Here is a 24,759-nt window from a genome sequence, read left to right as displayed (position 1 = left end):
CGGGGGTGCAACCGCACAGGGCAGCTACCCGTTTGGATAGATCAGAACAGACCAGCCTCGCGGGCGATCAAGGCCGCCTGTGTCCGGTTCGAGGCGTCAACCTTGCGAAACAGGGTCTTCATATGCAGCTTGACCGTCGGCTCGGTGATATCGAGATTGCGGGCGATCTCTTTGTTGGATTTGCCTTCGGTCAGCCCTTTCAACACGTCCAGTTCGCGACTTGATAGCTTGTCTGCAAGCGGGTTGCTTGGGGTCTCGTCCACCGCTGTCATGAAATCGACCGGCGCATATTGCTCGCCCATGGCCATGAACCGAACGGCATTGATCATGGATTTGGCAGAGAGCGTCTTGGGCACAAAACCGGCCGCCCCAGCCTCAAGCGCCTGTTCTGCGATGTCGCGTTTTGCCTCGCCGGAAATCAGTGCAACACGCTGGCCGCCTTCCATGTCCATGGTGCGGGTCAGCCCGCTTAGCCCATTCATGCCCGGCATGTTATAGTCGAGCAGGACAAGATCATACGGCTCATCTGCCATGATCCGCGCATGCGCGTCATCCAGTGTTCCGACAGCCTCTGTTTCCATGCCGCTTTCGCTTTGCAGATAGAGGACAAGCGTGTCCCGCAACAGATCATGGTCGTCGGCAATCAATACGCGCACTGGTTTTTCCTTTTCTCACACGCGCCCGGGCGCAGAGTGACAATACACCTATTAAGTGTGCTGCGTCATCAGAAAATCCGGCCATATAGCCTATCCGTCCGGATAGATTTTCCGAAAATTTGAGCTTCATTCAGCGCAGTTGCGACACGTCCTGCGCATCTGACCCGCCGACCTGTCCCGTCGCTTCGTTGAGCGGTTGCCACCTTTCCAACACCCTAAGGGCAATCGCAAAACGAACTACGGATAAGACCGATGCAACATACAAAATTCGACTTTCTGGCCGCCACACCGATGACACCGCGTACCGGAACAAAGACCACGTTCCTGCCCGCACTTGATCTGACATTGGTCGATGCGGATCAAGGCACCGCAATCGACGCCCTGCTCGCACCAGGCCGCCGCACGGCGTTTTTCATGAACGCCCATTGCTGCAACGTCATGGCCCGGGATCGCAAATACGCAGATGCGGTGCGCCGGGCGGATGTATTGCTGCCTGACGGGATCGGCGTAAAGCTGGCGGGTAAGATGACGGGCGATACGCTGGCCGCAAATCTGAACGGCACGGATCTGATACCGCTGTTGTTGGCCCAGGCGGCCGATATGGGGAAATCGGTTTATCTTTTCGGCGGCACCCCCGGAACGGCCGAGGCCGCCGCCGCAACCCTGACGACGACCATGCCGCATCTGAAGATTGCAGGCACACGTGACGGGTTTGTGGGTGCACTTGATCCGCATCTGGTCGTCGCAGACATCAACGCCAGTGGCGCGGATATCGTCATTGTCGCCATGGGCGTGCCGATGCAGGAAATGTGGATCGACCGCTATGCCAAACAACTGGATGCATCACTCTGCCTTGGCGTCGGGGCCGCGTTGGACTTTCTGGCCGGTAACGTCAAAAGAGCGCCCAAACTTGTCCGCAGGGCGAAAATGGAGTGGGTCTGGCGCCTCGCGATGGAGCCCAAGCGCCTGGCCAAACGTTATCTTATCGGGAACGTCACATTTCTTGCCCGTGCCGCGACCAAGGCGGTCGCGCAGACCCCAAAACACCATATCGCAGCCCGCATGATGGATGTTAGCATCTCAACGCTTGCCCTGATCAGCCTTGCACCGGTTTTTGCCGCAACGGCCATCGCCATCAGGATGGAAACCAAGGGACCGGCCCTGTTTCGGCAAACCCGGATCGGCAAGAATGGCGAGCGGTTCTCGATGCTGAAATTCCGGTCGATGTATCAAGATGCAGAGGCCAGACAGGCCGAAATCCTCGCCGGATCAGACCGCGAAGGCGTGTGCTTCAAATCAAAAAACGACCCCCGGATCACCCGTGTCGGTCGTTTCATCCGCCGCAGTTCCATCGACGAGTTGCCGCAATTGATCAACGTTTTGCGCGGCGAGATGTCGATTGTCGGGCCGCGGCCTGCGCTGCCCCGCGAAGTTGCACAATACCCTGCCAGAGCGTTCGGGCGGCTTGCTGTGAAACCCGGCATTACCGGGATCTGGCAAGTATCGGGCCGCGCCAATATCAGCTTTGACAAGATGATCGAGATGGATCTGGCTTATGCAAGCTCGCGGACCATATTGCTCGATATGCTTGTGATCCTGATGACCTTTCGGGCGGTTGCATCGGGCCGCGGCGCCTATTGACCCACGCATTTTCGACGGAAAACGACGCCACCTATCCGAACGGGTAGGTGGCTATCCCTATGCTTTGATGTGTTGTCAAAACTTTCATGACAGGATGTCTGCAACCCCCATTGCCGGAGCAGACACATGACCTCATTTCTGAAACACCTTACAGTGGCGGCGGCGTTGGCATGCGCGTTGGCATCGTCAGGCCTTGCCGACACACTTGCACAGCCACAAGACACCGTGGTGCTGACCGTCAGCGGCGACATCACAGCCACAAACAGCGGTGAGACGGCCCAATTCGATATTGAAATGCTGTCGCAAATCGACCCAACAACAATCGAAACCACAACGATCTGGACAGACGGTCCGCAGGTTTTCGAAGGCGTCGCGCTGAACACGCTGCTTACGCAGCTTGGTGTCACGACCGGCACAATTGTCGCAACTGCGATCAATGATTACAGCGTTGAAATTCCCGTCTCAGACGCGGTAGCGGGTGGACCGATGATCGCCTATAAGATGAATGGTGCGACGATGTCTGTGCGCGACAAGGGCCCTTTATGGATCGTCTATCCCTATGATAGCCGCGCAGATTACCGGACCGAGGTCGTGTATTCGCGCAGTATCTGGCAACTCGACCGGTTGGCGGTCGTTCAGTAAGGCACCTGCCGTCATCAAGAGGATTTGGATTTGAAGGCTGGCAGAACGCCCACATATTGGCTTCGCCGAGGTTATGTTGCGCTTGTCGGGTTGGTGGTTCTGGGGGCCATCGCCTTTCTTGCGGTGTCGGTCGCGGAGGATCTGCAAAACCTCGAATCCGCCCGGTCTGACAATCTGCAATGGAGCGTGACCCAGACAGAGGTCGAATTCCTGGAGTTTTCAACGAAACTTGGCCGGGTTGCGGCGGGCAAAGACCCGGACCTTGCCGAAATGCGCAAGCGGTTCGATATCTTTTACAGCCGCATCGCAACAATCGAGACTGCGGCAATCTATCAATCCCTGCTTGACGATCCGGACTACGCCACTGCGCTGGCCAAGGTGCGCGGTTTTCTGGATCAGACGGTCCCCTTGATTGATGCAGATGATGCGCGCCTGCTTTCCGCACTGCCGGTCATTGAAACCGGTGTCGCAAATACCCGGCCTGCCCTGCGCACCATGACCACCGCAGCGTTACACGCTTTTACCGTCAATGCAGACCAGCGCCGGGCCGAATTTGCGCAAACATTGATCAAGCTTGCCTTTGTCGTGATTGTGTTGATCGCCGCATTGGGGGCGGCGGTCTTTTACCTGCGCCAGTTGAACGCGCAACGCACCCAGCGCCAGAACGAGGTCGAAGAGACAGCGGCGCGGATGGATACGGTCATCCAGACCTCGCTTGATGGTGTGATTGTTGCGGATGAGGATGGCCATATCCTTGCTTTCAACACTGCGGCCGAGGCGATATTCGGCCACATGGCCGAGGACGTTCTGGGCAAGTCCCTCGGCCCGTTGATTGTTCCCGACCACATGCTGGACGCGCATGATGCCGGCATGGCCCGCATGCGCGCGGGCGGCGAGAAACGTGTCGTTGGCAAAGGGCGCGTGCAGCTTGAGGCGAAACATAGCGATGGGTCGGTCTTTCCGGTCGAGTTGGCCATCCAGACCGCCGAAACCAAGGAAGGCACGATCTTTGTGGCCTTCCTGCGCGATATCTCTGCCAGCGTCCAAGCCGAGGCAGAGCTGATTTCGACCCGCGACCGCGCCTTGGCGGCGGATCGGTTAAAGACCGAATTTCTGGCCACGATGAGCCATGAAATCCGCACCCCGCTGAACGGTCTTTTGGGCAACCTTACCCTGCTTCAGGACACAAAGCTGAACCCAAGTCAGCTGCGCTATACCAGAAATATGGAAACATCCGGCGACTTGCTGTTGCAGCACGTCACGGATGTCCTCAATCTGTCCCGCTATGATGTGGGGCATGTGGAATTGCGCGATGAACCGTTGAGCATCGCCACATTGGTGCAGTCCATCGTTGATAGTCAAAGTGGTCTGGCCGCCGCCAAAAACACCACAATTGAATTGGATTGGATTGGCCCGCCTCAAAACTGGGTCCGCTCGGATCCTGACGCACTCCAGCATATCCTAATGAACCTTGTTGGGAACGCGGTAAAGTTCACCCCCGATGGCAAAGTGTCCGTCACTGTCGCGGTCGCCGACCGCCGCGGCGATATTGCCGACGTGATCTTTCGGGTGACCGATACGGGCCAGGGGATTGATGATGACCTGAAAGAACGGATTTTTGACGATTTCGTCACCGGAACCATCGCCTATGACCGGGACGTTGGCGGAACCGGCCTCGGCCTCGGCATTGTCCGCAGGTCTGTTGCGGCACTGGCTGGACAAATCGAATTTGACAGCGCGCCGGGCCTTGGCAGTACATTTGAGGTACGATTGCCGCTGACCGTAACAGACCCCATCGCCGAGCCCCGACAGCCTGCATCCTCGACAGAGCCTCTGCTTGGTCTTCGCATCCTTGTGGTCGAGGATAACGAGATCAACCGCGCGGTTGCCCGCGAAATGCTGCGCGCGGATGGCCGTCAGGTGGAAGAGGCGCATGACGGCAAGGTCGCTGTCGCAATTGCGGCGCATACGCCGTTTGATCTGATCCTGATGGATATCAGCATGCCCGTGATGGACGGGCGGACAGCGACACGGGCCATCCGTAATGGGGATGGCGCCTGCGCCACGGTCCCGATCATCGCATTGACGGCAAATGCCATGGCCTCCGAACAGGCGGCGTTTCTCGAGGACGGCATGAATGGGATCCTGATCAAGCCGCTATCGCGAACGGCCATGCGCGCGGAGATCAGCAAGATCGCCGCTAAAACGCTGCAGGCGCATGTTGTCGAAGCTGACACCGCACAGCGCAACGAAATGCGCGACGTCCTGGGCGAGGATGCATATGCCGCAATGACAGCACGGTTCGTGGCCGAGGCAGCCGACCTGCATCAATGGCTGCAGCAGGACCCGCTGCCAGCGCTAGGCGATATTGCGCACCGATGCCACAAGGTCGCGGGCAGTGCGGGCGTGTTTTCGGCAGATGCCTATCGCGCCGCCCTGCTTGCCGTCGAAGACGCAGCCAAGGCCGGCGATATATCAGCGGTGATCGGCGCAATCGGCAATATCAAGGCAGTTTGGGACCAAACCGAACAAGGGCTTTAGCCCCTATTGGCTCAGCAGGGCGGCTGCGCCGATGACCCCGATCACGCGCCCGACCTCTGTCACGTTGGTGACGGTGCTATCATAGCAGGCCAGCGCATCGCCCGGCAAAAGATAGGGATCAAAATCATCGCGATCCGCGCGGCGCAACAGGTCTTCGATATCGCGTTCAATGACCACTGATACGCCCGTCACCGGATTGCGCGAGAACAGCACCGATGATCTGTCCGCACTGGTCCCACGTGCGCCACCGACGCAGTTACTGTCGATGACAGCCTGCATATAGCGGGTGCCATAAGGCACCTCGCGTACGGTTTGCCCAATGGCGGACGCCGCATTGTTGGTCGCCGGTTGCGTCAGGTTCGACAAGAACATGCTGACACCGGGCGGACTGATCGGGCTGGGCCGCATCAGGTCTTCCTGAAAGCACTGGCGGCTGGGTACTTCGACCTCATCGCCGGTTAGCAGCATGATATCGACAACATTCTGGCCAACAAATACGCCGCGCATATCAATGGTATAAACCGAAGCGCCCCGGCGTACTTTCACCGCAGAGATATCCGCATCAGGACGCACGCCACCAGCGGCGCGCAACGCGACTGACAGGTTGCGCCCCTCGCTTGATGCGCCCAGCGCATCCTGACGGCGGCCATCAATCTGATCACCGCTCAACCCGCCAATTTCAACTGAATGCGGCTCAAAAACGGCCCCCGATACCCCGACGGTGACCGACGCGAAATCAGCGATGCGCACCGATATGCGCGGACGGTCTGCGTAGAATTCATCACGTAATAGTTGGCGGGCGATGTCATCTTCGATCTCGTCCGTTGTCCGTCCTTGTGCGGGGATGGGCCGCAGGAATGGCAGTTTCAGCGTCCCATCGCGCGAGATGACATAATCGCCGTTGAACGTCTCATCATCGCCAACGCGGATATCAACCAGATCATTGCGGGTCAGCCGTTCGCCCGCAAGTGCGGCAGCTGAAAGCCCCGATCCCTTGCCGCCATTTTGCTGTGCTTCGATGCCGCCCCGTAGGGGCAGGCATTTGCGTGCATTGATCGCCCTAGAGCGCAGGAAACCCGCATCACTGCGCGCTACATCAATATCGCGATACTGCGCCTGATACCCGTCGCCCATGGCAACCGGTTCCAGATTGTCGGGGACGTCGTAACTTGCGCAGTTACCCAGCACCATGGCTGCAAAGACAGGAATATACGAACGCACGGGCATACTGCCTTTTGCTGACATCAAACTTTTCACTCTTGTTATGCGAAGATTGAACACCGGTCCATGATGCAATCAGGGGGTGTGTCTATCCGTAAGGGTAGGTCGCGTGCCGTTTGCCCCAATCTGCTGACCGTACAGGACCAAGACGGCCCCGCATCACAACCGCTAAGACAAGGCAACACAAAAGAAAGCCCTTGCTGATGTCATGGACCACCAAAATACTTGCGCAAAACCTGTTCGCCTATGGCGCGTCCGAGGTGGCATCGAAAGCATCCCGTCTGCTGGTGGTCATTGCGGTTGCGCGCAGCCTGGAGTTGACGGAAATCGGGTTGGCGGCGGCGGCCTTTGCCGCCGGTGATGTCCTCAAATCCGTGACCGAAAATGGTGTCGGTCAAAGGATCATAGCAGCACGGGATGCGGACCTTGCGGCCACATGCGCGACCGCCCATCGCATCTTCTGGGCGTGGTGTGTCGGGCTATTTGCGGTGCAGATCGCTATCGGTGCGGCAATCTTCGCAACGGGCGGAAGTGCGATGCTATTTGCACTGATCACGATCCTGGCGGCGGAGTACCTTTCCATGCCCGCCGGATTGGTGCAGGCGGCGCTTGCCATGCGATCAGGCAAATTGCGCGCGACCGCCGGGATCGCCGGCGCGCAGGTCGTGGGTGCCAATCTGATCTCGGCCGCTCTTGTATTTGTCTGGCCCAGCGCAATTGCCCTTGTGCTGCCGCGGCTTCTGGCGGCGCCAATCTGGCTGATTGCCATGCGGCGTCTGCATCCGTGGCAGCGCGAAGTTCAGGCAGGTTTTGCCCCGCTGCGCCCTTTCATCCAGTTTGGATGGGCGGTTCTGGGTGTCGAGATCGTCAAGGCGCTGCGTCTTCAGGCCGACAAGATCATCGTGGGTGCCTTCATGGGGGCGGACGCGCTTGGGCTGTATTTCATGGCGTTTAATGCAGGGCTCAGCCTGTCCAACGCATTCTCGACCGCGTTTTCAACGGTGCTGTTTCCGTATCTGAGCAGGGCGCAAAACAAGGCGATAGCCTTGCGGCAAAGCATGCTGCTGGGGCTTGGCCTGATCAGCCCTGCAGTGCTGATCCAATATGCACTGGCCCCGATCTATGTGCCGATCCTGTTCGGCCCCGGATGGGATGAGGTCGCGGGCATTGTCGCAGTACTCTGCCTTGTCGCCATACCAACGACCCTTTGGTCGGCCGCAGCAGGTTGGTTGCGCAGCCAGGGACGTCCGCAATCCGAGTTAATCGGAACAATTGGGATCACGCTTGGTCTGGTGTGCAGCACGGTGCTGCTGGTCCCCTACGGCCTTCTGGCCGTCGCGACCGGCTACGCGGTGGCGTGCTTTGTGTTGATGTCTTTCGCCTCCCTCCCCGTTATTCTGGCCAGCTTTGGCCCAACCCCGGAAAAGGTCTGAACATGCCTGTCTTTTCAATTGTCATGCCGTGCTACAACGCAGCGGCGACCATTCTCGAAACCATCCGCAGTATCCGCGCGCAGACGCGCCCCGACTGGGAATTGATCTGTGTGGACGATGGGTCCACCGACCTGACGCCCAAGCTGATCGCAGAGGTCGCGCGCAATGATCGGCGCATCAAACTGGTCCGCAACCCCGGCAAAGGGCCAAGCGCCGCCCGGAATTCTGGCGCCGTTGATGTCGCTGCTGGCGATATCATCGCCTTTTGCGATGCGGACGACATTTGGGCGGATGAAAAGCTGACCGATATCATGCACGTCTTTGATACAACAGATTGCGACGCGACCTTTGGCCAGATCGCATTCTTTTGCGATGATCCGGCGTTGGCACATGTACGCTCGACCGTACCGGATGGCCCCCTGACAATCGACATGCTTTTGGGGGAAAATCCGGTTTGCACGATGTCCAACCTGAGCATCCGCAAGGACAGCCTGCACCGATTTGGCGGGTTGGATCCGGCAGTCGTTCACAATGAAGACCTTGAATGGTTGATCCGCATCGTCGGTCAGGGCGGTATCATCACTGGCATACAGTCCCTGCATGTCTGGTATCGGAGCAGCCCCAATGGCCTGTCCGCTGATCTGTCAGCTATGCAGGCCGGTCGGACGCATGCGATCAAAACCGCGCTGGGCTTTGGCGTGACTGCATCGCGCAGGGCGGAAGCGGTGCACTACCGTTATCTGGCGCGCCGCGCCCTGCGGATGGGGCTGGCACGCAGCTGGGCGGCAAAGGCGGCCCTGTTGGGCATGCTGCAAAGCCCCCGTGGCTTTCTGACACCTCCGCGGCGCGGCGCGCTTACGCTGATCGCCGCAATTTGCAACCTCGTCTTGCCGCGCAACGTCGCGCGCACGCTTTTTTCTCGATAAACAAGGATACCCCGGATGACATGCGTCTCAATTATTGTACCCGCCTTCAATGTCAGCGCGACGCTTGCTGACACGCTGACCGCCCTTTTTGCGCAGACATATGATCACTTTGAAATCATCGTGGTTGATGATGGATCATCCGATGACAGCGTCGCAATCGCCCGCAGTTTTGCCAGCGATCCACGCCTGCGCATCATCCGGCAACCCAATCGGGGTCTGGCAGGCGCGCGCAACAGTGGGATTGCCGTTGCGCAAGGGGCCTATATCGGGTTTTGCGATGCAGATGATCTGTGGGAACCGTCGAAACTGGCGGCCCATGTCGATCACCTGGATCAACAGCCCGATGTCGGCGTCAGCTATGCAGGCTCGTCCCTGATGCATGACGACGGCCGTTTGATGAAACAGGCCCAGCGCCCCCGGCTGCGTGGCATCACCGCAAGCCATATCCTCAAGCGTAACCCGATCGGGAACGGATCAGCCCCGGTCATCCGACGCGCGGTCTTTGACCAGATTGCCTATCGGCCCAAGCACGAGCGCAAACGGGACTGGTATTTCGACGAAACATTCCGCCAATCCGAAGATATCGAATGCTGGTTGCGGATAGCCCTGACAACTGACTGGGCGTTTGAGGGCGTGCCGGGCTTGCTAACCCGTTACCGCATCAATCAGGGCGGACTGTCAGCAGGTACGGACCAACAACTGGCGGCGTGGGAACGCATGATCGAAAAACTGACGCCACTTGCCCCTGACTTTTTTGCCCAACACGCGCCGATCGCGCGGGCGTACCAGCATCGCTATCTGTGCCGTCGCGCCATCAGCGACCTGGACGTGGCCAAGGCGACATACTGGGCTGCGTCGTGGCTGCAGACATCAAAGAAGACGTTCGTCGAAGAGCCGCGAAAATCGGTTGAGACATATGCAGCCATGATGCTGATGCGTGTCATCGGGGCCGGGACGTTACGTGGTCTGGCGGCGCTGCGGATGGGGCGTGGATAATGGCACAAGCATATAAACCACAGGTCATTCATCTGATTGACGACACAACAGCGGGCGGCGTGATGCGGGTTCTGGATCACCTGACCCAATCGCAGGATCTGGCCCAGGACGCGGACCACCGGATAATGCAGGTCAAGCGCGGGCAGGTCTCGGCCCGGCGCATCACGGCAGACGTCATCGTGTCTCATCTGTCGATCAGTTGGCGGACATTGCCTGCGCTTGCCGCACTCCGCGCGCGCCATCCGTTTTCCCGGATCATTCATGTCGAACACAGCTACACGGCCGGGTTTGTTCAACATAATGTGACGCATCAGCGGCGGTTTTTCTGCCTGTTGCGCTGCGCGTTCCGACTATTCGACACGGTTGTTGCGGTCAGCAAGGGACAGGCCGACTGGCTGACAGGTCAGCAGCTTGTCAGCCCCGATAAGCTGTCGGTTATTCGATCCTATGTTGATCTGTCCCCATTTGCGGGCCTGCCGCCGCGCATCGGCCCGATCACCCATTTCGGGGCCATTGGGCGACTGGACCGGCAAAAGGGTTTCGATACGCTGATCACGGCATTTCGGCAGGTCAAAGGTCTTGATCTGCGCCTCTCCATCTTTGGCGACGGGCCCGAGAGTGCCAACTTACGCGCCTTGGCGGACGGCGACCCCCGGATCATCTTTGAAGGTTTTGCGGCAACCCCAACGGCACCCTATGCCAAGGTCGATGCAGTTCTGATGCCCTCGCGCTGGGAAGCCTACGGTCTGGTCGCCATCGAGGCATTGGCAGCGGGGCGCCGACTTGTCGCCAGCAATATCGACGGTTTGCAGGATCACCGCGCCATTGGCGCGGACCTTTTGAACGGCGCCGATGTCACGGACTGGGCGCAGAAAATCGCGAATCTGGCGCGTGACACCGGGCAGGTTGCGACCCGTGATGTCGGCGCAATACGTGGATCAGAGAACAGACAGGACTGGCAATGGCTGCTTGCACAGCATCACGTCCTGCCGGAACGTCAGGACACTTTTCCAACCATGGTGGATACTAAAAATTTATCATAGCGTACCCCTATGATCAGAAACAAAGTCACGCTGAAACAGATCGAGGCCCTTGTGTTTGTCGCCGACCTTGGGACGTTCCGAAAGGCCGCAACCGCCTTGGGCACCACCCAGCCGAATGTATCGGTGCGGATTGCGGCGCTGGAGGATACGTTGAAAACGGTCCTGATGCACCGTGATGCGGGTTCGGTTCAATTGACCGACAAAGGGCGCGCGGTCGTGGCAGCAGCCCGGACCGTGCTGCGTTCAACCGAGGCCTTGCTGGAGGTCGCAGACCGGCGCGACCTTATCGACGAAAAGCTGCGGCTGGGTGTGACGGAACTTGTGGCCTCCACGTGGCTGCACAGTTATTTGCGGATGTTAAGGCAGACATATCCTGCCTTGCGCGTCGAATTGATAGTGGATTTGTCGGTCGAGATTGAAAAGCACCTGTCGGCGGGCCAGATTGACCTCGCCATCCTGACCGGCCCCACGCGAAACAGTGCTTTCGCCAGCGTTTCGCTTGGCAGCTATCGCTATGGCTGGGTGGCGTCGGAGACCATTTCAAATTCTCTTGGGCCCCGGCCTGATTTTGCGCGCGTTTTTGCGCATGGGCTGATGTCACATGGCAAGCACACACTGGCATCGCGCAGCTTGCGACGCCATCTTTTGGATGAGAGGCTCAGCCCTGATGAGGTTGTGCATTCCAGCAGCCTGACGGCCCTTCGTCATATGGCCGCAGACGGGATGGGGGTCGCGTTGTTGCCGCGGCAGCTCTACACGGCAGATCTGGCCGCGGGGCGCTTGTACGAGGTTGATTGCTCCTGGGTCGCAGCGCCGTTGGATTTCTCATCCTGCTTCCACAAGGACAGATCCACCCTTTATATTGAAAAGGCTGCTGACCTCGCGATGCAGGCCGCCCAATCAGCCAGAGAATAGAAAATCTTTATCGCGCCAATAAAAACAATAGATTTTCGGGGCTGTTGTTTTTGATGTAATTCAGGATCAGGGTAGGCGCGCTGACGCGACCGGCTGCATATAAGGACAACATCTATGGCATCCTCGTCGGTACGGTTGGGCGTTGATATTGGCGGGACGTTCACGGATGTCGTCTTGGAAAAGGAGGGGCAATCCTTTTCAACCAAGGTGCTGACAACCTACGCCGCACCCGAGACCGCGATCATTGATGGCATGCATCAGGTTTGCGCCGATGCAGGTATCTCGCCAGCCGATATCGAACAGATCATCCATGGCACAACCCTCGCCACCAACGCCCTGATCGAACGGCGCGGCGCCAAGACCGCATTGATCACAACGCAAGGGTTCCGGGACGTCATCGAAATGCGCACGGAAAGCCGGTTTGAGCAATATGACCTGAACCTCAACCTGCCAGAGCCGCTTCTGCCCCGGCAGATGCGCTTTACCGTGAACGAGCGTGTTGATGCGAACGGCAATGTTTTGATTGATCTCGACACGACAGAGGTTGCGGCAGTGGTTGATCAGATCGCGGCGGCAGGGTTCCAATCGGTCGCGGTGGGTTTGATCCACTCATACCTGAATGCCACGCATGAACAGATGATCCGTGACATCATCCATGCAAAACTGCCCGACGTGGCGGTGTCGATTTCATCGGATGTCAGTCCGCAGATGCGGGAATATGAACGTTTCAATACCGTTGTGGCCAATGCCTATATCAAGCCGCTGATGGCGTCCTATCTGGGCCGTCTTGAGGACCGTTTGCGCAACGAAGGCGTCAAATGCCGGATTTTCCTGATGCATTCCGGCGGCGGTATCATCTCAATCGAAAGTGCTGCGGAATTTCCGGTGCGTCTGGTTGAATCCGGTCCGGCAGGTGGCGCCGTCTTTGCCGCGCATATCGCCGCCCGCTATGGTCTGGACAAGGTCCTGTCATTCGACATGGGCGGGACCACTGCCAAGATTTGCCTGATCAAGAACCAGACCCCGAAAACCTCGCGCGTGTTTGAAGTGGCCCGGACCTATCGGTTCAAGAAAGGGTCGGGCATGCCGATCTCGATCCCGGTCATCGATATGGTGGAAATCGGCGCGGGTGGTGGGTCATTGGCGCATGTGGACACCATGCGGCAGATCCGGGTCGGACCGGAAAGTGCCGGGTCCGAGCCGGGGCCAGCCTGCTATGGCCGTGGCGGCGCCCGCCCTGCGGTGACGGATGCAGACCTGGTTCTGGGTAAGCTTGATCCGGATAATTTCGCGGGCGGTTCGATCCAACTGCATCCCGCGGCGTCCAAATCGGCGCTGACGGGCCATGTTGGTGATACCCTGGATATGGATCCGGTCGAATCCGCCTTTGGCGTGGCCGAGGTTGTCGACGAGAACATGGCCAACGCGGCCCGGGTGCATGCGGTGGAAAATGGCGAAGATCTGTCGGAATACACGATGATTGCCTTTGGTGGTGCTGCGCCGCTGCATGCCGGGCGGCTATGCGAAAAACTTGGGGTGACGCGATTGCTGGTCCCACCCGGCGCAGGTGTCGGATCGGCCATCGGTTTTTTGCGCGCCCCGTATAGTTTCGAGGCAAACCGGTCGGTCTACATGAAGCTGTCGGATTTTGACCCACAGCGGATCAAGACCCTCTTGACCGACCTTAAGACCGAGGCGACAGGTTTTGTCCGCACCTGCGATGCGCGCAGTCCGATACAGGCCGAATTCAAGGTCTATATGCGCTATAGCGGTCAGGGCTGGGAAATCCCGATCATATTGACCGAAAATCAGGCCATGAACACTGATATGGCGACATTCGAGGCCCGATTTGCGGAAGACTACACCAAGCTTTTCGGACGCCCCGTTGCCGGAATGGATATCGAAATCACCGTCTGGTCGGTCAATGCCACGACCCCGTCTGCACCGGTTGCGCGCGTCTCTGAAACCGAAGGTGCGACCGATGCGACGCCAACCGGGCAGCGCCAGATTTTTGATGCCGCAGTCGGCGCATATCAGGACGCCGCCATCATCGACCGTTTTGATATGGATGTGGGCGCGCTGGCGCACGGCCCGGCAGCCGTGGTCGAGGATGAAACCACAATCATTATTCCGGCAAGCCGGGATGCGATCTGCCAGCCTGATGGCTGCATCGACATCATTTTGAAAGGATAGGGACATGACGCAAGAGCACTCGAACGTTGCCTATCAGGTCATGTGGAACAGGCTTATTTCCGTCGTCGAAGAACAGGCACAGGCCCTTGTACGCACTGCTTTTTCCACCTCTGTCCGTGAAGCCGGCGATTTGTCAGCGGGAGTTTATGACACACATGGCAACATGCTGGCCCAGGCGGTTACGGGCACCCCCGGCCATGTCAATGCGATGGCCGATGCAGTGGCCCACTTCATTCGCCGTATCGGACGTCAGAACATCATGGAAGGCGATGTCTACATCACCAATGACCCGTGGGAGGGGACAGGCCATCTGCATGATATCACCATGGTGACCCCGTCCTTTTACAACGGTGTCCTTGTGGGATTTTTTGCCTGCACTGCACATATCGTGGATATTGGCGGGCGTGGTTTCGGGGCTGACGCGCAATCGGTCTATGAAGAGGGCCTGTACATCCCGATCATGAAATTTGCCAATCAAGGCGATGTTGATCAGACGCTGGTCAGCATCATCCGCGGCAATGTCCGCGAACCTGATCAACTGATCGGTGATATCTATGCGCTGACGACATGTAACGAAATCGGGCATCGGCGCCTGATCGACATGATGGACGAATTCCGCCTGGATCATCTGGATGGCATCGCCGAATTCATCCTCGAAAACTCGCGCCGGGCCACAATTGAACGGATTGCCGCCCTGCCACAACAGACGGCGACGGGCGAAATGACGATGGATGGGTTTGATCGCCCGATTACCCTGAAGGTCAAGATCAGCGTCGAAGGCGACAGGATCGTGTCGGATTTTGCCGGGTCATCCGGCGTGGACAAAAAGGGCATCAATTGCCCGCTTGTCTATGCAAAGGCCTATGCCTGTTACGCGCTGAAAGTGGCAATCGCCCCGGAAATCCCCAACAATGCGGCCAGCCTTGCCCCGTTCCAGATCAGGGCGCCTGAGAATTCAATCGTGAATGCATTGCACCCCGCACCGGTGGCTTTGCGCCATATCGTGGGGCATTTCGTCCCCGACGCGGTTTACGATGCCTTTGACAAGATCGTGCCGGGGCTGGTCCCGGCAGAGGGCGCGGGTTGTCTGTGCAACTTTCAGGTCAGTCTGCGGCCGCGCACCGATGCGCCCGCGCCCGAAGGTGCGCGCCGATCCGAGGTGCTGACCTTCAATTCAGGGGGCTCCGGCGCCCGGCCTGACCATGACGGGCTGAATGCCACCGCCTTCCCCTCGGGCGTGATGACAATGCCGATTGAAGCAACCGAACATGCGGGCCCGGTCATCATCTGGCGTAAGGAGTTGCGCCCGGGTTCAGGCGGGGCCGGTCGGACCCGTGGCGGCCTTGGTCAATACATGGAAGTCGGCGCGCAAGAGGGGCACGAGTTTGACATTCAAGCGATGTTTGACCGCGCTGACCACCCCGCGCGCGGCCGGCGCGGCGGACAGGCCGGTGCCGCCACGACGATTGCGCAGGATGACGGCACCAAGATGCGGGTCAAGGGCAAGCAATTCGTCCCGCATGGGCGCAAGGTGGTCATGGCCTTTCCCGGCGGGGCCGGTTACGGCGACCCCGCAGAACGGCCTAAGCATCTTGTTAAACGAGACCTTGCGCGCGGCTATATCTCGGCCGAAACTGCAGCCCGGGATTACGGGTTGTCAGCCAGCGACATTGCCCAGGTCGAACAGTCAGTGAAAAAGGGCGATCCGGTATGAGCACGCAATCCCACGCATATCAAAGCTATGATATCATCATTATCGGCGGTGCCATTATGGGCGCATCCGCCGCCTGGTTTTTGTCGGATGACAAGGATTTTGACGGGCGTGTCCTGGTCGTTGACCGCGATCTGACCTATGAAAACACATCGACGATGCACACCAATTCGTGCATGCGCCAGCAGTTTTCCGGTGAACTGAATGTCCGGATCAGCCAGTTCGCGGCAGACTTCGTCAAGAATATCCGCACCTATATGGGCGGCGATAGCCGGATCCCCGACCTGTCGATCCGGTCCTTCGGTTATATGTATCTTGCGGATAATGCCGATTTTGCCGACGTGCTGCGCGAAAATCAAAAGGTGCAGTTGGCGGCGGGCGCCGCAACCCAATTGCTGACCGCAGATCAGATTCAGGCCGCCTACCCGTTCTACAACGTCGATGACATCGTTCTGGGATCAATCAATCTGGTGGATGAGGGGCTTTGGGATGCAACCGCCGTGTTTGACTGGTGGCGCCGGTCTGCCCGCGAACGCGGGGTCGAATATGTTGAAAACGAGGTTGTGGCGATCACAAGGAACGCGGCAGGCACCAAGGTTGAAAGCGTGACCCTGAAGTCGGGCGAAGTGATTTCATGCGGCAAGGTGCTGAACGCATCCGGCCCGCGCGCGGTGCGCACCAGCCAGATGGCCGGTATCAACATCCCGGTCGAACCGCGAAAGCGCTATTCATGGATTTTTGCGGCAGAAAGGCCGCTTGATCAGGACCTGCCGCTGACGATTGATCCCTCTGGTGTGCATGTCCGCGAAAATGGCGGCGGGACATATCAATGCGGCGGTCATTCCGATATTGACCCTGCGGCCGACTACGATGATTTCACGATGGATTTCACGCTATGGGAAAATCATGTCTGGCCCATCCTTGCGACTCGCATCCCCCAGTTCGAGGCGATCAAGGTGCAGGCAGAATGGGCAGGGCACTACGCCTATAACACGTTTGACCACAACGCGATCATGGGTCCACATACGGAGGTGGAGAACTTCTATTTCCTCAACGGGTTTTCCGGGCACGGGCTGCAACAATCCCCTGCCATGGGGCGCGGCACGGCAGAAATGCTGGTACATGGCCAGTACAAGACGCTGGACATGACCCCGTTTCACTTTGCCCGTATCCCGGCGGGTCGCAAAATCGTCGAAAAGGCCGTGATCTGATGAAAATGCCATCTAACAGCTTTGCTGCAGCCCTTGCCGCCAAAGAAAAGCAAATCGGCATCTGGATGAGCATGTGCAGCAACGTTGCTGCTGATGTCATAGCGCCCGCCGGTTACGACTGGGCGCTGGTCGATATGGAACACACGGCCAATGATTACCTCAGCGTCCTTAGTCAGTTGCAGGCCTTTGAAGGGACCAGCACCACCGCCATCGTCCGCGTGGAATGGAACGACACGGTTGCCGTCAAGCGCCTGCTGGATATCGGTGCGCAGGGGCTTTTATTTCCAATGATCGGTTCCGTCGACGAAGCCGAAAAAGCGGTCGCTGCCACCCGCTATCCGCCGCACGGGGTGCGCGGGTTCAGCGGTGCGACCCGCGCCAACAAATACGGGCGGATCACCGACTATCTGGACCGGATCAACGATGAGCTTCCGGTACTGTTGCAGCTTGAAACCCGCGCTGCCATTGCACAGGCCGAGGCGATTGGCGCGGTTGACGGTGTCAGCGGCATCTTCTTTGGTCCCGCAGACATCGCCGCCGATATCGGCAAGCTTGGCCAGCCGATGGACCCCGCCGTCTGGGCGCTTGTCAGACCCGCCGCGCAAAAGCTTATCGCCCAGGGCGTGCCGGTTGGCACCCTTGTGATGGACCCGGCCTTTGCCACCGAGTTGCTGAATGATGGTTTCACCTTCGTGGCCTGCGCAACCGATGCATCGCTGCTTGCAAGGGCTTCGGATGCGGTGCTGACACATGTAAAGGACGGCTTGGCATGATCATGCGTCCACACTCAAAAGAAAGGCCCAAACCATGAAAAAGCTCGTTCTGACCGGTGCCGCCGGCCGCCTTGGTTCCTACCTGCGCGAACCGCTGTCAAAGATGTGCGACACCTTCGTGTCGACCGACATCACCGACGGCCCAAAGACGCTGTTTGAAAACGAAACCTACGTAAAGGCCGATCTGGCCGATCTGGATGCGATGGTTGATCTGTTGAATGGCGCCGATATGGTCGTGCATTTTGGCGCGGTCGGGGATGAGGCCCCGTTTGAGACCCTGCTTGGCCCGAATTTCGTAGGGGCCTACAACATCTGGGAGGCGGCATATCGCAACAAGTTGCGGCGGGTGGTTTATGCCTCGTCGATCCATGCTGTGGGGATGCACAAAAAGACTGATTTCATCGGTATCGACGCCCCGCACCGGCCGGATACATTCTATGGGCTGGCCAAGTGCTTTGCCGAGGATCTGGCCAGCATGTACTGGGACAAGCGCGGGCTGGAATCGGTCTGTATGCGAATCCTGTCCTGCGCGCAGGTCTCAAACCCGCGCGCTGTCGGGACCTGGCTGTCCTATGACGATCTGATCCAGCTGGTTCAACGGTCGATTGATACACCAATCACCGGCTTTTCTGTTGTATACGGGGTCTCGAACAATGACCGCGCGCCCGTTGATAACAGCAAGGCCCAACATCTGGGATACCGCCCCAAAGACAATGCCGAGCAATTTGCTAGCGAGATTTATGCGCAAAATGAGCCACTTGACCCGCATGATCCGGCCAATACCCATCACGGGGGGCCGTTCTCGTCTATCCCGCTGGGGGAAAGCGGCGTGGCGCATCTGAACCTTAACCCCGACGATACGGCCAAAAACGACTAGCGCGATGCGCGGTTGCGTGCCACATGCGCAACGCGACCGACATTGTCCGGTCCTGTTAACACATTCGTTTGGGAAGTTCTGATACCGTGCCGGTATGACCATCGAAGACGACAAGGTTATCAGAATCCTGGATGATTTTTCCGGGATGGCATCTGATTGGTTCTGGGAAACCGATTCAGAGCATCGGTTTTGCTATTTTTCCCGTCGCATGGCCGAAGTGACCAAATTCGACATTGGCGCCTTGCTTGGCAAAAAGCGGGATATCATCCCGGCGGAAAAGATGTCTGACCCCAAATGGATCGCCCACAAGGCCGATCTTGCTGCGCATCGGCCGTTTCGGAATTTCGAATACAAGATGCACCGCCCGCATGATGGGACATTGCTTTGGATACGGATTGCGGGCGAACCCCAATTTGACGCCGATGGGACCTTTGTGGGCTATCGTGGCGTTGGTCATGACATCACCGATGAAAAACTGGCCATGCAACGGCTTGAGGAATCGAACGCGGCATTGGCAGAACGCAACGCCGAACTGAATGAAGCCCGGCGGCATCTTGAGAGATCCGCAAACGAGGATGCGCTGACCGGGTTGTTTAACCGCCGCGCCTTCGAACGGGACATCGCGCACGCACTGCAGCAGACAGATCAGGTTGTGGCCCTTCTGCATGTCGATCTTGATCGGTTCAAATGGGTCAATGACACGTTTGGGCATGCGGCGGGCGACAGTGTTCTCAGGACGGCATCCAAGCGGATTCAACTGGCCCTTGGCGATGCGGGCCGCCCTTATCGGGTGGGTGGCGATGAATTCATGGTCATTCTGCGACAGCTGGCAACCGATGATCTGCCGATCTGGCTGGGCGACCGGATCATTGAGGCGATGGCAAAGCCCATTGCGATTTCAAAGCAACGCGTCACCATCGGGGCCAGCGTGGGCGTCGCAACTGGATTGGCCGGCGAAACCAGGGCCCGTTTGCTGATCAGCCGTGCGGATGCGGCGCTGTATGAGGCGAAGAATGGCGGGCGCAACATGGTCTGCCAGGTCACGCCGGCGCTGCAACGACAGATTGACGACAGGCGCAGCCTGGCCTCTGACATTCCGCGCGCCATCGAGCGGGGCGAGTTTGTCCCCTTCTTTCAGCCGCAAATCGACGTGCAGACTGGCAGGATCATCGGCGCCGAGACGCTGGTGCGGTGGCAACACCCGGACCGCGGCATGCTGCCGCCGGGGCAATTTCTGCAGTCGGCCGTTGAACTGGGGCTGATCGACCGCATTGATCATCACATGCTTGTCGCGGCGATGCAGGTATCATTGCGGCTGCGCGAGGCCGGTTATCCGCTGCCGTCACTCTCGGTCAATGTCAGTGAGGCGCGTCTGATCGACCCGCTGCTGCCCCGGCAGATCGACACCCTGTGGATTGATCGCGATTGCCTGCTTTCCATCGAATTGCTGGAGACCATCTATTTTGATGAAGCCAGCGAAAATAATCAGTTCAGCCAGAACCTGTCCCAACTCAAGGAACTGGGGGTTCGGATTGAAACCGATGATTTCGGCACCGGACGGGCATCAATGACCGGTCTGCTCAAGATCGCGCCCGACAGGCTGAAGATCGACAAGAGCCTGGTGCAAGAGGTGGTGCATTCCAGCCAAAAACGCAGTCTGGTCAAAGCCATTGTCGAGATGGCAAATGCGCTTGATATTGATTGCCTGGCCGAGGGCGTTGAAACGCAAGCTGACATTGATGCCATCACCGCGCTGGGCTGCTGCAAGTTTCAGGGCTACGCAATCAGCTACCCGCAAAGCGAAGAAGACCTGCTTGCCTATCTGAGCACGGTCCCGATTGCCGCCCCCGACAGGCAGGGGCCAAATCCTGACGGGTCAGAGGATTTGTCGCAAATTGCCTAAGTCCGGCGCACCCTGCGAAATATCGTGTCTGGCGCAGATGCTCACCAATGCTTGATGCAGCTGTGATTGGCCGGATCAGACTTTGATGGTTACGCTGCCATATCTCGCGGGTAAGGACATGGCATTTTGATTTGGTATTTTTCCAAAAAAATGTCCCCGAATATATCCCCTGTCCGACCCCACCACCTTTGGGTTTGAAAGGCTTCTGAATGGCACCTTTGATCAACGCGCCGTCTCGTATCATCTGCATCTTGGTACTTGCTGCACTATCACTCTTGTCAGCCGGCACGCTGCGGGCACAACAGGCGACCGACCTGCCCGATTACGTGATCGACCAATATGGAACGCCACCTGCAGTCCCGACCGGTCCGTTGTCGGACGAGCTGCAGGCAGCAGTTCAGGTCGCCTTTGTCGACAGCGTCACACAGGCCGGTTGGGGCCGGGATCAGACCGCGGCCCTGTCCACCATCACGGCCTCGAACGACCCGCGCCTTGTCTGGATCATCAGCGATATCATGCGTTTTGTGTCAGGATCAGCCCTGAACGCGATCCTGACCGAGGCCGCATCAGACCTGTTGGGCAAAGGCATACGGGAACGCAACAGCTGGGGCACGGTCACCGACCACCTGATCGCTTGGGACATCCCTGCGCCACCCGACTACCTGCAGACAAAGCGCGCGATCTTCACCAATACGGTCCCCGGATGGGACAGGATTTTTGTCGAGGGCGACATTGACTGGCGGCATGTCTCATGGGGCGGTGTGCTGATTGACGCCCGGGCCTATGACACAACTGACGAGCCGTGCAACTGCATCCCGGCGGCAGACAACCCCGCGGTCAGCACAGCGGCCGAGGCGACCTGGCTGCAAGATGACGATATCGTCTTTGGCATCGCGGTGAATGGCAAATACCGGGCCTATCCGCGCCAGATCATGGAAGTCCGCGAGATGGTAAATGACACGTTGGGCGGCCGGGACCTTGGCATCCCTTACTGCACCTTGTGTGGCGCCGCGCAGGCTTATTTCACAGATGGGCTGCCCGATGGCATCGAACGGCCGATCCTGCGGACATCCGGGCTGCTGATCCGGTCAAACAAGGTCATGTATGACCTGAACACTTATTCGGTATTTGATACCTTTCTGGGCAAGGCCGTGACAGGCCCGCTGGCCGCCCGCAATCTGCAGCTGGAACAGGCTGCCGTTGTCACCACCGATTGGGGGACTTGGAAGGCCGCACATCCGGAAACCACGGTATTGGTTCAGCGCCTCGCCCTTGGCCGTGATCCCGATTTCCGCAACGGACGCGATGCAAACGGCCCGATCTTTCCAATCGGTGATGTGGACCCACGGCTGCCCGTACATGAAGACGTGATCGGCGTGGTCACCGCATCCGGTCAGCCAGTCGCCTTCCAGCGCAGCAAGGCGTTCGTGGCGTTGCAGAACGGTCAGGATATCATGGTCGAAAATGTGCGGCTCGCGCTTGATGCAGGCGGCATTCGGGCCGTTGATGCGGATGGGTCAGATCTGGGCAGTCATCAGGCGTTCTGGTTTGCGTGGTCACAGTTCCACCCGAACACAGCGTTGTGGGGCGAATAGCACCACTGGTCCGCTTCTGGTGGGTCCGTTGGCAACTCAAAACCACGCACGAATATTGAAATGGCAGTATTGCTGACCTATATGTAACCCATTGAAACAACGATGGGAGGTCCATTTGACGATAAAGCATAACCTGACGGCACTTCTTTTCACATTCGGCGTGATTGGCCTGCCACATGCCGGATCGGCTCAGGCGTCGCATCTCGAAGACCGACCGAGAACACAAGCGCGCACATACACCGCGCCAGTGAAAATTCTGGACAATCATCCAATATGCAATGGGCCGGGTCACGTCGCGTTCACCGCCGCGATCGACGGCGACAATCTGGATCTTAGAATTTCCGGCGAAGATTGGGATGGTTATGTTGAACAATCAAGTTTGCGGGGTGAGGCGCGCGAAGGGGAGGCTTGCATCATCGGCTACGAAAGAGTGCCGTTCTATCCCGAGACCGAAAATATCTGTGATGCTGAAACGTACAATCCGGATGCGTCACATCAAGTGAATACGCACGACGCACCTCAATGCTATATCACGACCCGACGCGGGCTTGAACGGATAACGACAGAGGTTGCCTGCGGGGCCGACGAGTCACCGAATTCGCTGAACAGATTGGTGCGCGACGCGGAAATCCGTCTTGATGTCGCGGCCACTGCGTCAATCTGCCAGTCGCTGACCGGCATCGGAATACTGGACAGTGTATGGACCGCCACACTCGCGATCGGGGGTCAAACAGCAGTGTTCGAAGGTGCATTTGGCGTGGACACAGAAACAAATTCAAATCAGCACGGTGTACCAGACATCCGGCTGCATTTCAGAAGAGGCGGTTACAACCTCAAACCCATCTCGGCAGAACTTGCCGCCGGGCCACAGCACCTTGATCCGATGCGTTCGGGCGATCTTTCGCTGGTTGTAAATGTTGAGGCCGCACCGATCCCAGGGACCGACGCGTTGCCCGTCACACTTCGGGCGCGCCGCGGCTTTCCGTTAGTGATCAGTTCGGACGGCACCTTCTCAGACCGATAAGGCAGCCCATTCACGATCAGATATGTACCGGCCTTAATGCCGGATAGCGGCAACACCGGACGCCGGGTCGGGCAAGGCATCGCAGTCACTGATGTCCTCGACCGTCAACTCATCGCAAACTTTTGCAGCCCCCGTTGGTCTAAACCCTTTGTAAAGGGCATGCAGGTAGTCACCGGCTTACATGCACGGATTAGGAGTTTGACGTGAAGACAACTTTCCTCGCCTTACTGGCCATTTGTCTGGGGACGGCCAGCCTTGGGCAAGAGTTGCCCTAGGGCTCTATCGGGTTTGGCCTTTCGACATTCGGCGCAAATGTCGAAACAGCATATTCAATAAACGGACAATTGCGGCTGCGCGGGGCGTTTATGGGGGGCCTGTCATTTGAAGAGCGGGACACCAACGGCGACGAAACGACGACGACCGAAGTGGAACTTGGCGGGTTTGCCCTGTTGGGTGACTATTTCCCGACCCAATCAGGCTGGCGCATCTCAGGCGGGTTGATGTTTGCGACCGGTGAGGCAAACGCCCTTGTCGAAGGCGATATCGAGGTGAATGGCACTGTCTACCCCGGTGAGACGCTGGAAATCGCCGCCGTTTTCAATAACGAAATCGCACCGATGATCACAACGGGCTACGATTGGCGGTTTGGCAATGGCTGGTCGTTCAATTCCGAGATCGGCGCGGTTTTTATCGACGGCATCACCTTGACCGCAACATCAAGCAATACGACCGCTCAGGCAGAAATTGAAAATGACCCCGACTACCAACAAGCACAGCAAGATGCCGCAGATGTCGCGATAGCCCCCTACCTGGCGTTTGGGGTATCTTACGAGTTCTAAGGTCAGGGCCAGCTCGTCCACGGCGTCCGAATGGTTCGGTCAGTTTTGCCCATGATGCGTAAGCTGACGTCGACATCTGCCGGGCGGACGAGAAACCGATCCATCGGTCCACGGCCCTAAAGCACGGCAACGCCGTCAGGATTTACTGGTCGAGCCCCGGTGCTGACTGTGTCGTCAAAGACAAATGCACAATCACCAAGCAGCGCCACACGCGCTGATGGGAACATAAGGATGTTTTTGCGAGGGCACAGCAGCGGTTGGACCGCCCCCCACTGATTGTCTGCGGCATGATCAAGTCCTCGATGGGTGCGACGCCGTTCAAATTGCGAAAATTGAAAAACCTCGCCACCGAGACGGCCTTGCCTGCAAAATGACCGGCGTTCCGAAGGTTTTCGGGGTTCCCGCCTTGGTCGCTGCGATGAGGGGTTGAAAGGCAGTCGCCTCGCCCGGCCACTGCCTAAAAAGCGTCCGAATGCCGTCGGAACAATCCTCGGACCAAATCCCGTGCGCCACAGTCAATGGGTTTACCAAATACGGACCAAGCGACCCAACACCAAGGCAATCGCCGAAACACTGATCGTTTCCACCCAACCTAAGGACAAACCTGCCGTCTAACTTA

At 58.2% G+C, this 24,759-nt stretch carries 19 protein-coding genes; 17 read left to right on the top strand and 2 right to left on the bottom strand.

Annotated features, from left to right (window positions below; genetic code table 11):
- Positions 1-41: 41 nt before the first annotated feature.
- Positions 42-656 (bottom strand): response regulator transcription factor, encoded by a 615-nt coding sequence (locus AABB31_RS13950; RefSeq protein ID WP_342077558.1) that lies wholly within the window; start codon positions 654-656, stop codon positions 42-44.
- Between the two features lie 252 nt (positions 657-908).
- Here AABB31_RS13950 and AABB31_RS13945 point away from each other — a divergent pair, with 252 nt between their 5' ends.
- From AABB31_RS13945 to AABB31_RS13935, 3 genes are all read left to right on the top strand, one after another.
- Positions 909-2,297: a WecB/TagA/CpsF family glycosyltransferase gene (locus tag AABB31_RS13945; protein ID WP_342077559.1), complete on the top strand. Its 1,389-nt coding sequence runs from the start codon at positions 909-911 to the stop codon at positions 2,295-2,297.
- Positions 2,298-2,423: 126 nt separating this feature from the next.
- Positions 2,424-2,939, top strand: coding sequence for a molybdopterin-dependent oxidoreductase (locus AABB31_RS13940; RefSeq protein ID WP_342077560.1), 516 nt, complete (start codon positions 2,424-2,426; stop codon positions 2,937-2,939).
- 30 nt (positions 2,940-2,969) lie between these two features.
- Positions 2,970-5,480, top strand: a complete 2,511-nt coding sequence (locus tag AABB31_RS13935) for an ATP-binding protein (protein WP_342077561.1) — start codon at positions 2,970-2,972, stop codon at positions 5,478-5,480.
- 3 nt (positions 5,481-5,483) lie between these two features.
- Here AABB31_RS13935 and AABB31_RS13930 read toward each other — a convergent pair whose 3' ends face one another.
- Positions 5,484-6,707, bottom strand: a complete 1,224-nt coding sequence (locus AABB31_RS13930; protein WP_342077562.1) for a polysaccharide biosynthesis/export family protein — start codon at positions 6,705-6,707, stop codon at positions 5,484-5,486.
- Between the two features lie 197 nt (positions 6,708-6,904).
- Here AABB31_RS13930 and AABB31_RS13925 point away from each other — a divergent pair, with 197 nt between their 5' ends.
- The 14 genes from AABB31_RS13925 to AABB31_RS13860 all read left to right on the top strand — a co-directional run bounded on the left by AABB31_RS13925 (position 6,905) and on the right by AABB31_RS13860 (position 24,140).
- The gene (locus AABB31_RS13925; protein WP_342077563.1) at positions 6,905-8,134 is read left to right on the top strand and encodes an oligosaccharide flippase family protein; all 1,230 of its coding nucleotides are present in this window, start codon (positions 6,905-6,907) and stop codon (positions 8,132-8,134) included.
- A gap of 2 nt (positions 8,135-8,136) precedes the next feature.
- A complete protein-coding gene (locus tag AABB31_RS13920) occupies positions 8,137-9,060 on the top strand; it encodes a glycosyltransferase family 2 protein (RefSeq protein ID WP_342077564.1) in 924 nt (307 codons plus the stop codon).
- A gap of 15 nt (positions 9,061-9,075) precedes the next feature.
- Positions 9,076-10,056, top strand: coding sequence for a glycosyltransferase family 2 protein (locus AABB31_RS13915; RefSeq protein ID WP_342077565.1), 981 nt, complete (start codon positions 9,076-9,078; stop codon positions 10,054-10,056).
- A complete protein-coding gene (locus AABB31_RS13910) occupies positions 10,056-11,099 on the top strand; it encodes a glycosyltransferase family 4 protein (RefSeq protein WP_342077566.1) in 1,044 nt (347 codons plus the stop codon). Before AABB31_RS13915 ends, AABB31_RS13910 begins: the two co-directional genes overlap by 1 nt.
- 9 nt (positions 11,100-11,108) lie before the next feature.
- Positions 11,109-12,014 (top strand): LysR family transcriptional regulator, encoded by a 906-nt coding sequence (locus tag AABB31_RS13905; protein WP_342077567.1) that lies wholly within the window; start codon positions 11,109-11,111, stop codon positions 12,012-12,014.
- Positions 12,015-12,128: 114 nt separating this feature from the next.
- The gene (locus AABB31_RS13900; protein ID WP_342077568.1) at positions 12,129-14,207 is read left to right on the top strand and encodes a hydantoinase/oxoprolinase family protein; all 2,079 of its coding nucleotides are present in this window, start codon (positions 12,129-12,131) and stop codon (positions 14,205-14,207) included.
- A 4-nt stretch (positions 14,208-14,211) separates the two neighbouring features.
- On the top strand, positions 14,212-15,921 hold the full coding sequence (locus AABB31_RS13895) for a hydantoinase B/oxoprolinase family protein (RefSeq protein ID WP_342077569.1): 1,710 nt from the start codon (positions 14,212-14,214) through the stop codon (positions 15,919-15,921).
- Positions 15,918-17,129 (top strand): FAD-binding oxidoreductase, encoded by a 1,212-nt coding sequence (locus AABB31_RS13890; RefSeq protein WP_342077570.1) that lies wholly within the window; start codon positions 15,918-15,920, stop codon positions 17,127-17,129. The genes AABB31_RS13895 and AABB31_RS13890 overlap by 4 nt, the downstream gene beginning before the upstream one ends.
- The gene (locus AABB31_RS13885; protein WP_342077571.1) at positions 17,129-17,902 is read left to right on the top strand and encodes an HpcH/HpaI aldolase/citrate lyase family protein; all 774 of its coding nucleotides are present in this window, start codon (positions 17,129-17,131) and stop codon (positions 17,900-17,902) included. The genes AABB31_RS13890 and AABB31_RS13885 overlap by 1 nt, the downstream gene beginning before the upstream one ends.
- A 34-nt stretch (positions 17,903-17,936) precedes the next feature.
- Complete coding sequence (locus AABB31_RS13880) at positions 17,937-18,779, top strand: NAD(P)-dependent oxidoreductase (RefSeq protein WP_342077572.1); 843 nt, start codon at positions 17,937-17,939, stop codon at positions 18,777-18,779.
- 94 nt (positions 18,780-18,873) lie between these two features.
- The gene (locus AABB31_RS13875; RefSeq protein ID WP_342077573.1) at positions 18,874-20,682 is read left to right on the top strand and encodes an EAL domain-containing protein; all 1,809 of its coding nucleotides are present in this window, start codon (positions 18,874-18,876) and stop codon (positions 20,680-20,682) included.
- Positions 20,683-20,891: 209 nt separating this feature from the next.
- Entirely contained in the window at positions 20,892-22,277 is a 1,386-nt protein-coding gene (locus AABB31_RS13870) for a DUF3179 domain-containing (seleno)protein (RefSeq protein ID WP_342077574.1), read from the top strand.
- Between the two features lie 115 nt (positions 22,278-22,392).
- On the top strand, positions 22,393-23,301 hold the full coding sequence (locus AABB31_RS13865) for a hypothetical protein (RefSeq protein WP_373634888.1): 909 nt from the start codon (positions 22,393-22,395) through the stop codon (positions 23,299-23,301).
- Positions 23,302-23,666: 365 nt separating this feature from the next.
- Positions 23,667-24,140, top strand: coding sequence for a hypothetical protein (locus AABB31_RS13860; protein WP_373634887.1), 474 nt, complete (start codon positions 23,667-23,669; stop codon positions 24,138-24,140).
- Positions 24,141-24,759 lie beyond the last annotated feature (619 nt).

The organism is Yoonia sp. SS1-5 (assembly GCF_038443705.2).
GTDB lineage: Bacteria > Pseudomonadota > Alphaproteobacteria > Rhodobacterales > Rhodobacteraceae > Yoonia > Yoonia rhodophyticola.
This window is presented reverse-complemented; position numbering and strand designations above follow the sequence as displayed.

What these genes read in the sequence shown, in the direction of transcription:
- AABB31_RS13920 (WP_342077564.1), top strand. Translation starts at nt 8,137, where the DNA reads ATGCCTGTCTTTTCAATTGTCATGCCGTGCTACAACGCAGCGGCGACC.
- AABB31_RS13930 (WP_342077562.1), bottom strand. Translation starts at nt 6,707, where the DNA reads ATGCCCGTGCGTTCGTATATTCCTGTCTTTGCAGCCATGGTGCTGGGT.
- AABB31_RS13925 (WP_342077563.1), top strand. Translation starts at nt 6,905, where the DNA reads ATGTCATGGACCACCAAAATACTTGCGCAAAACCTGTTCGCCTATGGC.
- AABB31_RS13910 (WP_342077566.1), top strand. Translation starts at nt 10,056, where the DNA reads ATGGCACAAGCATATAAACCACAGGTCATTCATCTGATTGACGACACA.
- AABB31_RS13890 (WP_342077570.1), top strand. Translation starts at nt 15,918, where the DNA reads ATGAGCACGCAATCCCACGCATATCAAAGCTATGATATCATCATTATC.
- AABB31_RS13895 (WP_342077569.1), top strand. Translation starts at nt 14,212, where the DNA reads ATGACGCAAGAGCACTCGAACGTTGCCTATCAGGTCATGTGGAACAGG.
- AABB31_RS13875 (WP_342077573.1), top strand. Translation starts at nt 18,874, where the DNA reads ATGACCATCGAAGACGACAAGGTTATCAGAATCCTGGATGATTTTTCC.
- AABB31_RS13900 (WP_342077568.1), top strand. Translation starts at nt 12,129, where the DNA reads ATGGCATCCTCGTCGGTACGGTTGGGCGTTGATATTGGCGGGACGTTC.
- AABB31_RS13885 (WP_342077571.1), top strand. Translation starts at nt 17,129, where the DNA reads ATGAAAATGCCATCTAACAGCTTTGCTGCAGCCCTTGCCGCCAAAGAA.
- AABB31_RS13870 (WP_342077574.1), top strand. Translation starts at nt 20,892, where the DNA reads ATGGCACCTTTGATCAACGCGCCGTCTCGTATCATCTGCATCTTGGTA.
- AABB31_RS13940 (WP_342077560.1), top strand. Translation starts at nt 2,424, where the DNA reads ATGACCTCATTTCTGAAACACCTTACAGTGGCGGCGGCGTTGGCATGC.
- AABB31_RS13860 (WP_373634887.1), top strand. Translation starts at nt 23,667, where the DNA reads ATGGGGGGCCTGTCATTTGAAGAGCGGGACACCAACGGCGACGAAACG.
- AABB31_RS13945 (WP_342077559.1), top strand. Translation starts at nt 909, where the DNA reads ATGCAACATACAAAATTCGACTTTCTGGCCGCCACACCGATGACACCG.
- AABB31_RS13880 (WP_342077572.1), top strand. Translation starts at nt 17,937, where the DNA reads ATGAAAAAGCTCGTTCTGACCGGTGCCGCCGGCCGCCTTGGTTCCTAC.
- AABB31_RS13905 (WP_342077567.1), top strand. Translation starts at nt 11,109, where the DNA reads ATGATCAGAAACAAAGTCACGCTGAAACAGATCGAGGCCCTTGTGTTT.
- AABB31_RS13915 (WP_342077565.1), top strand. Translation starts at nt 9,076, where the DNA reads ATGACATGCGTCTCAATTATTGTACCCGCCTTCAATGTCAGCGCGACG.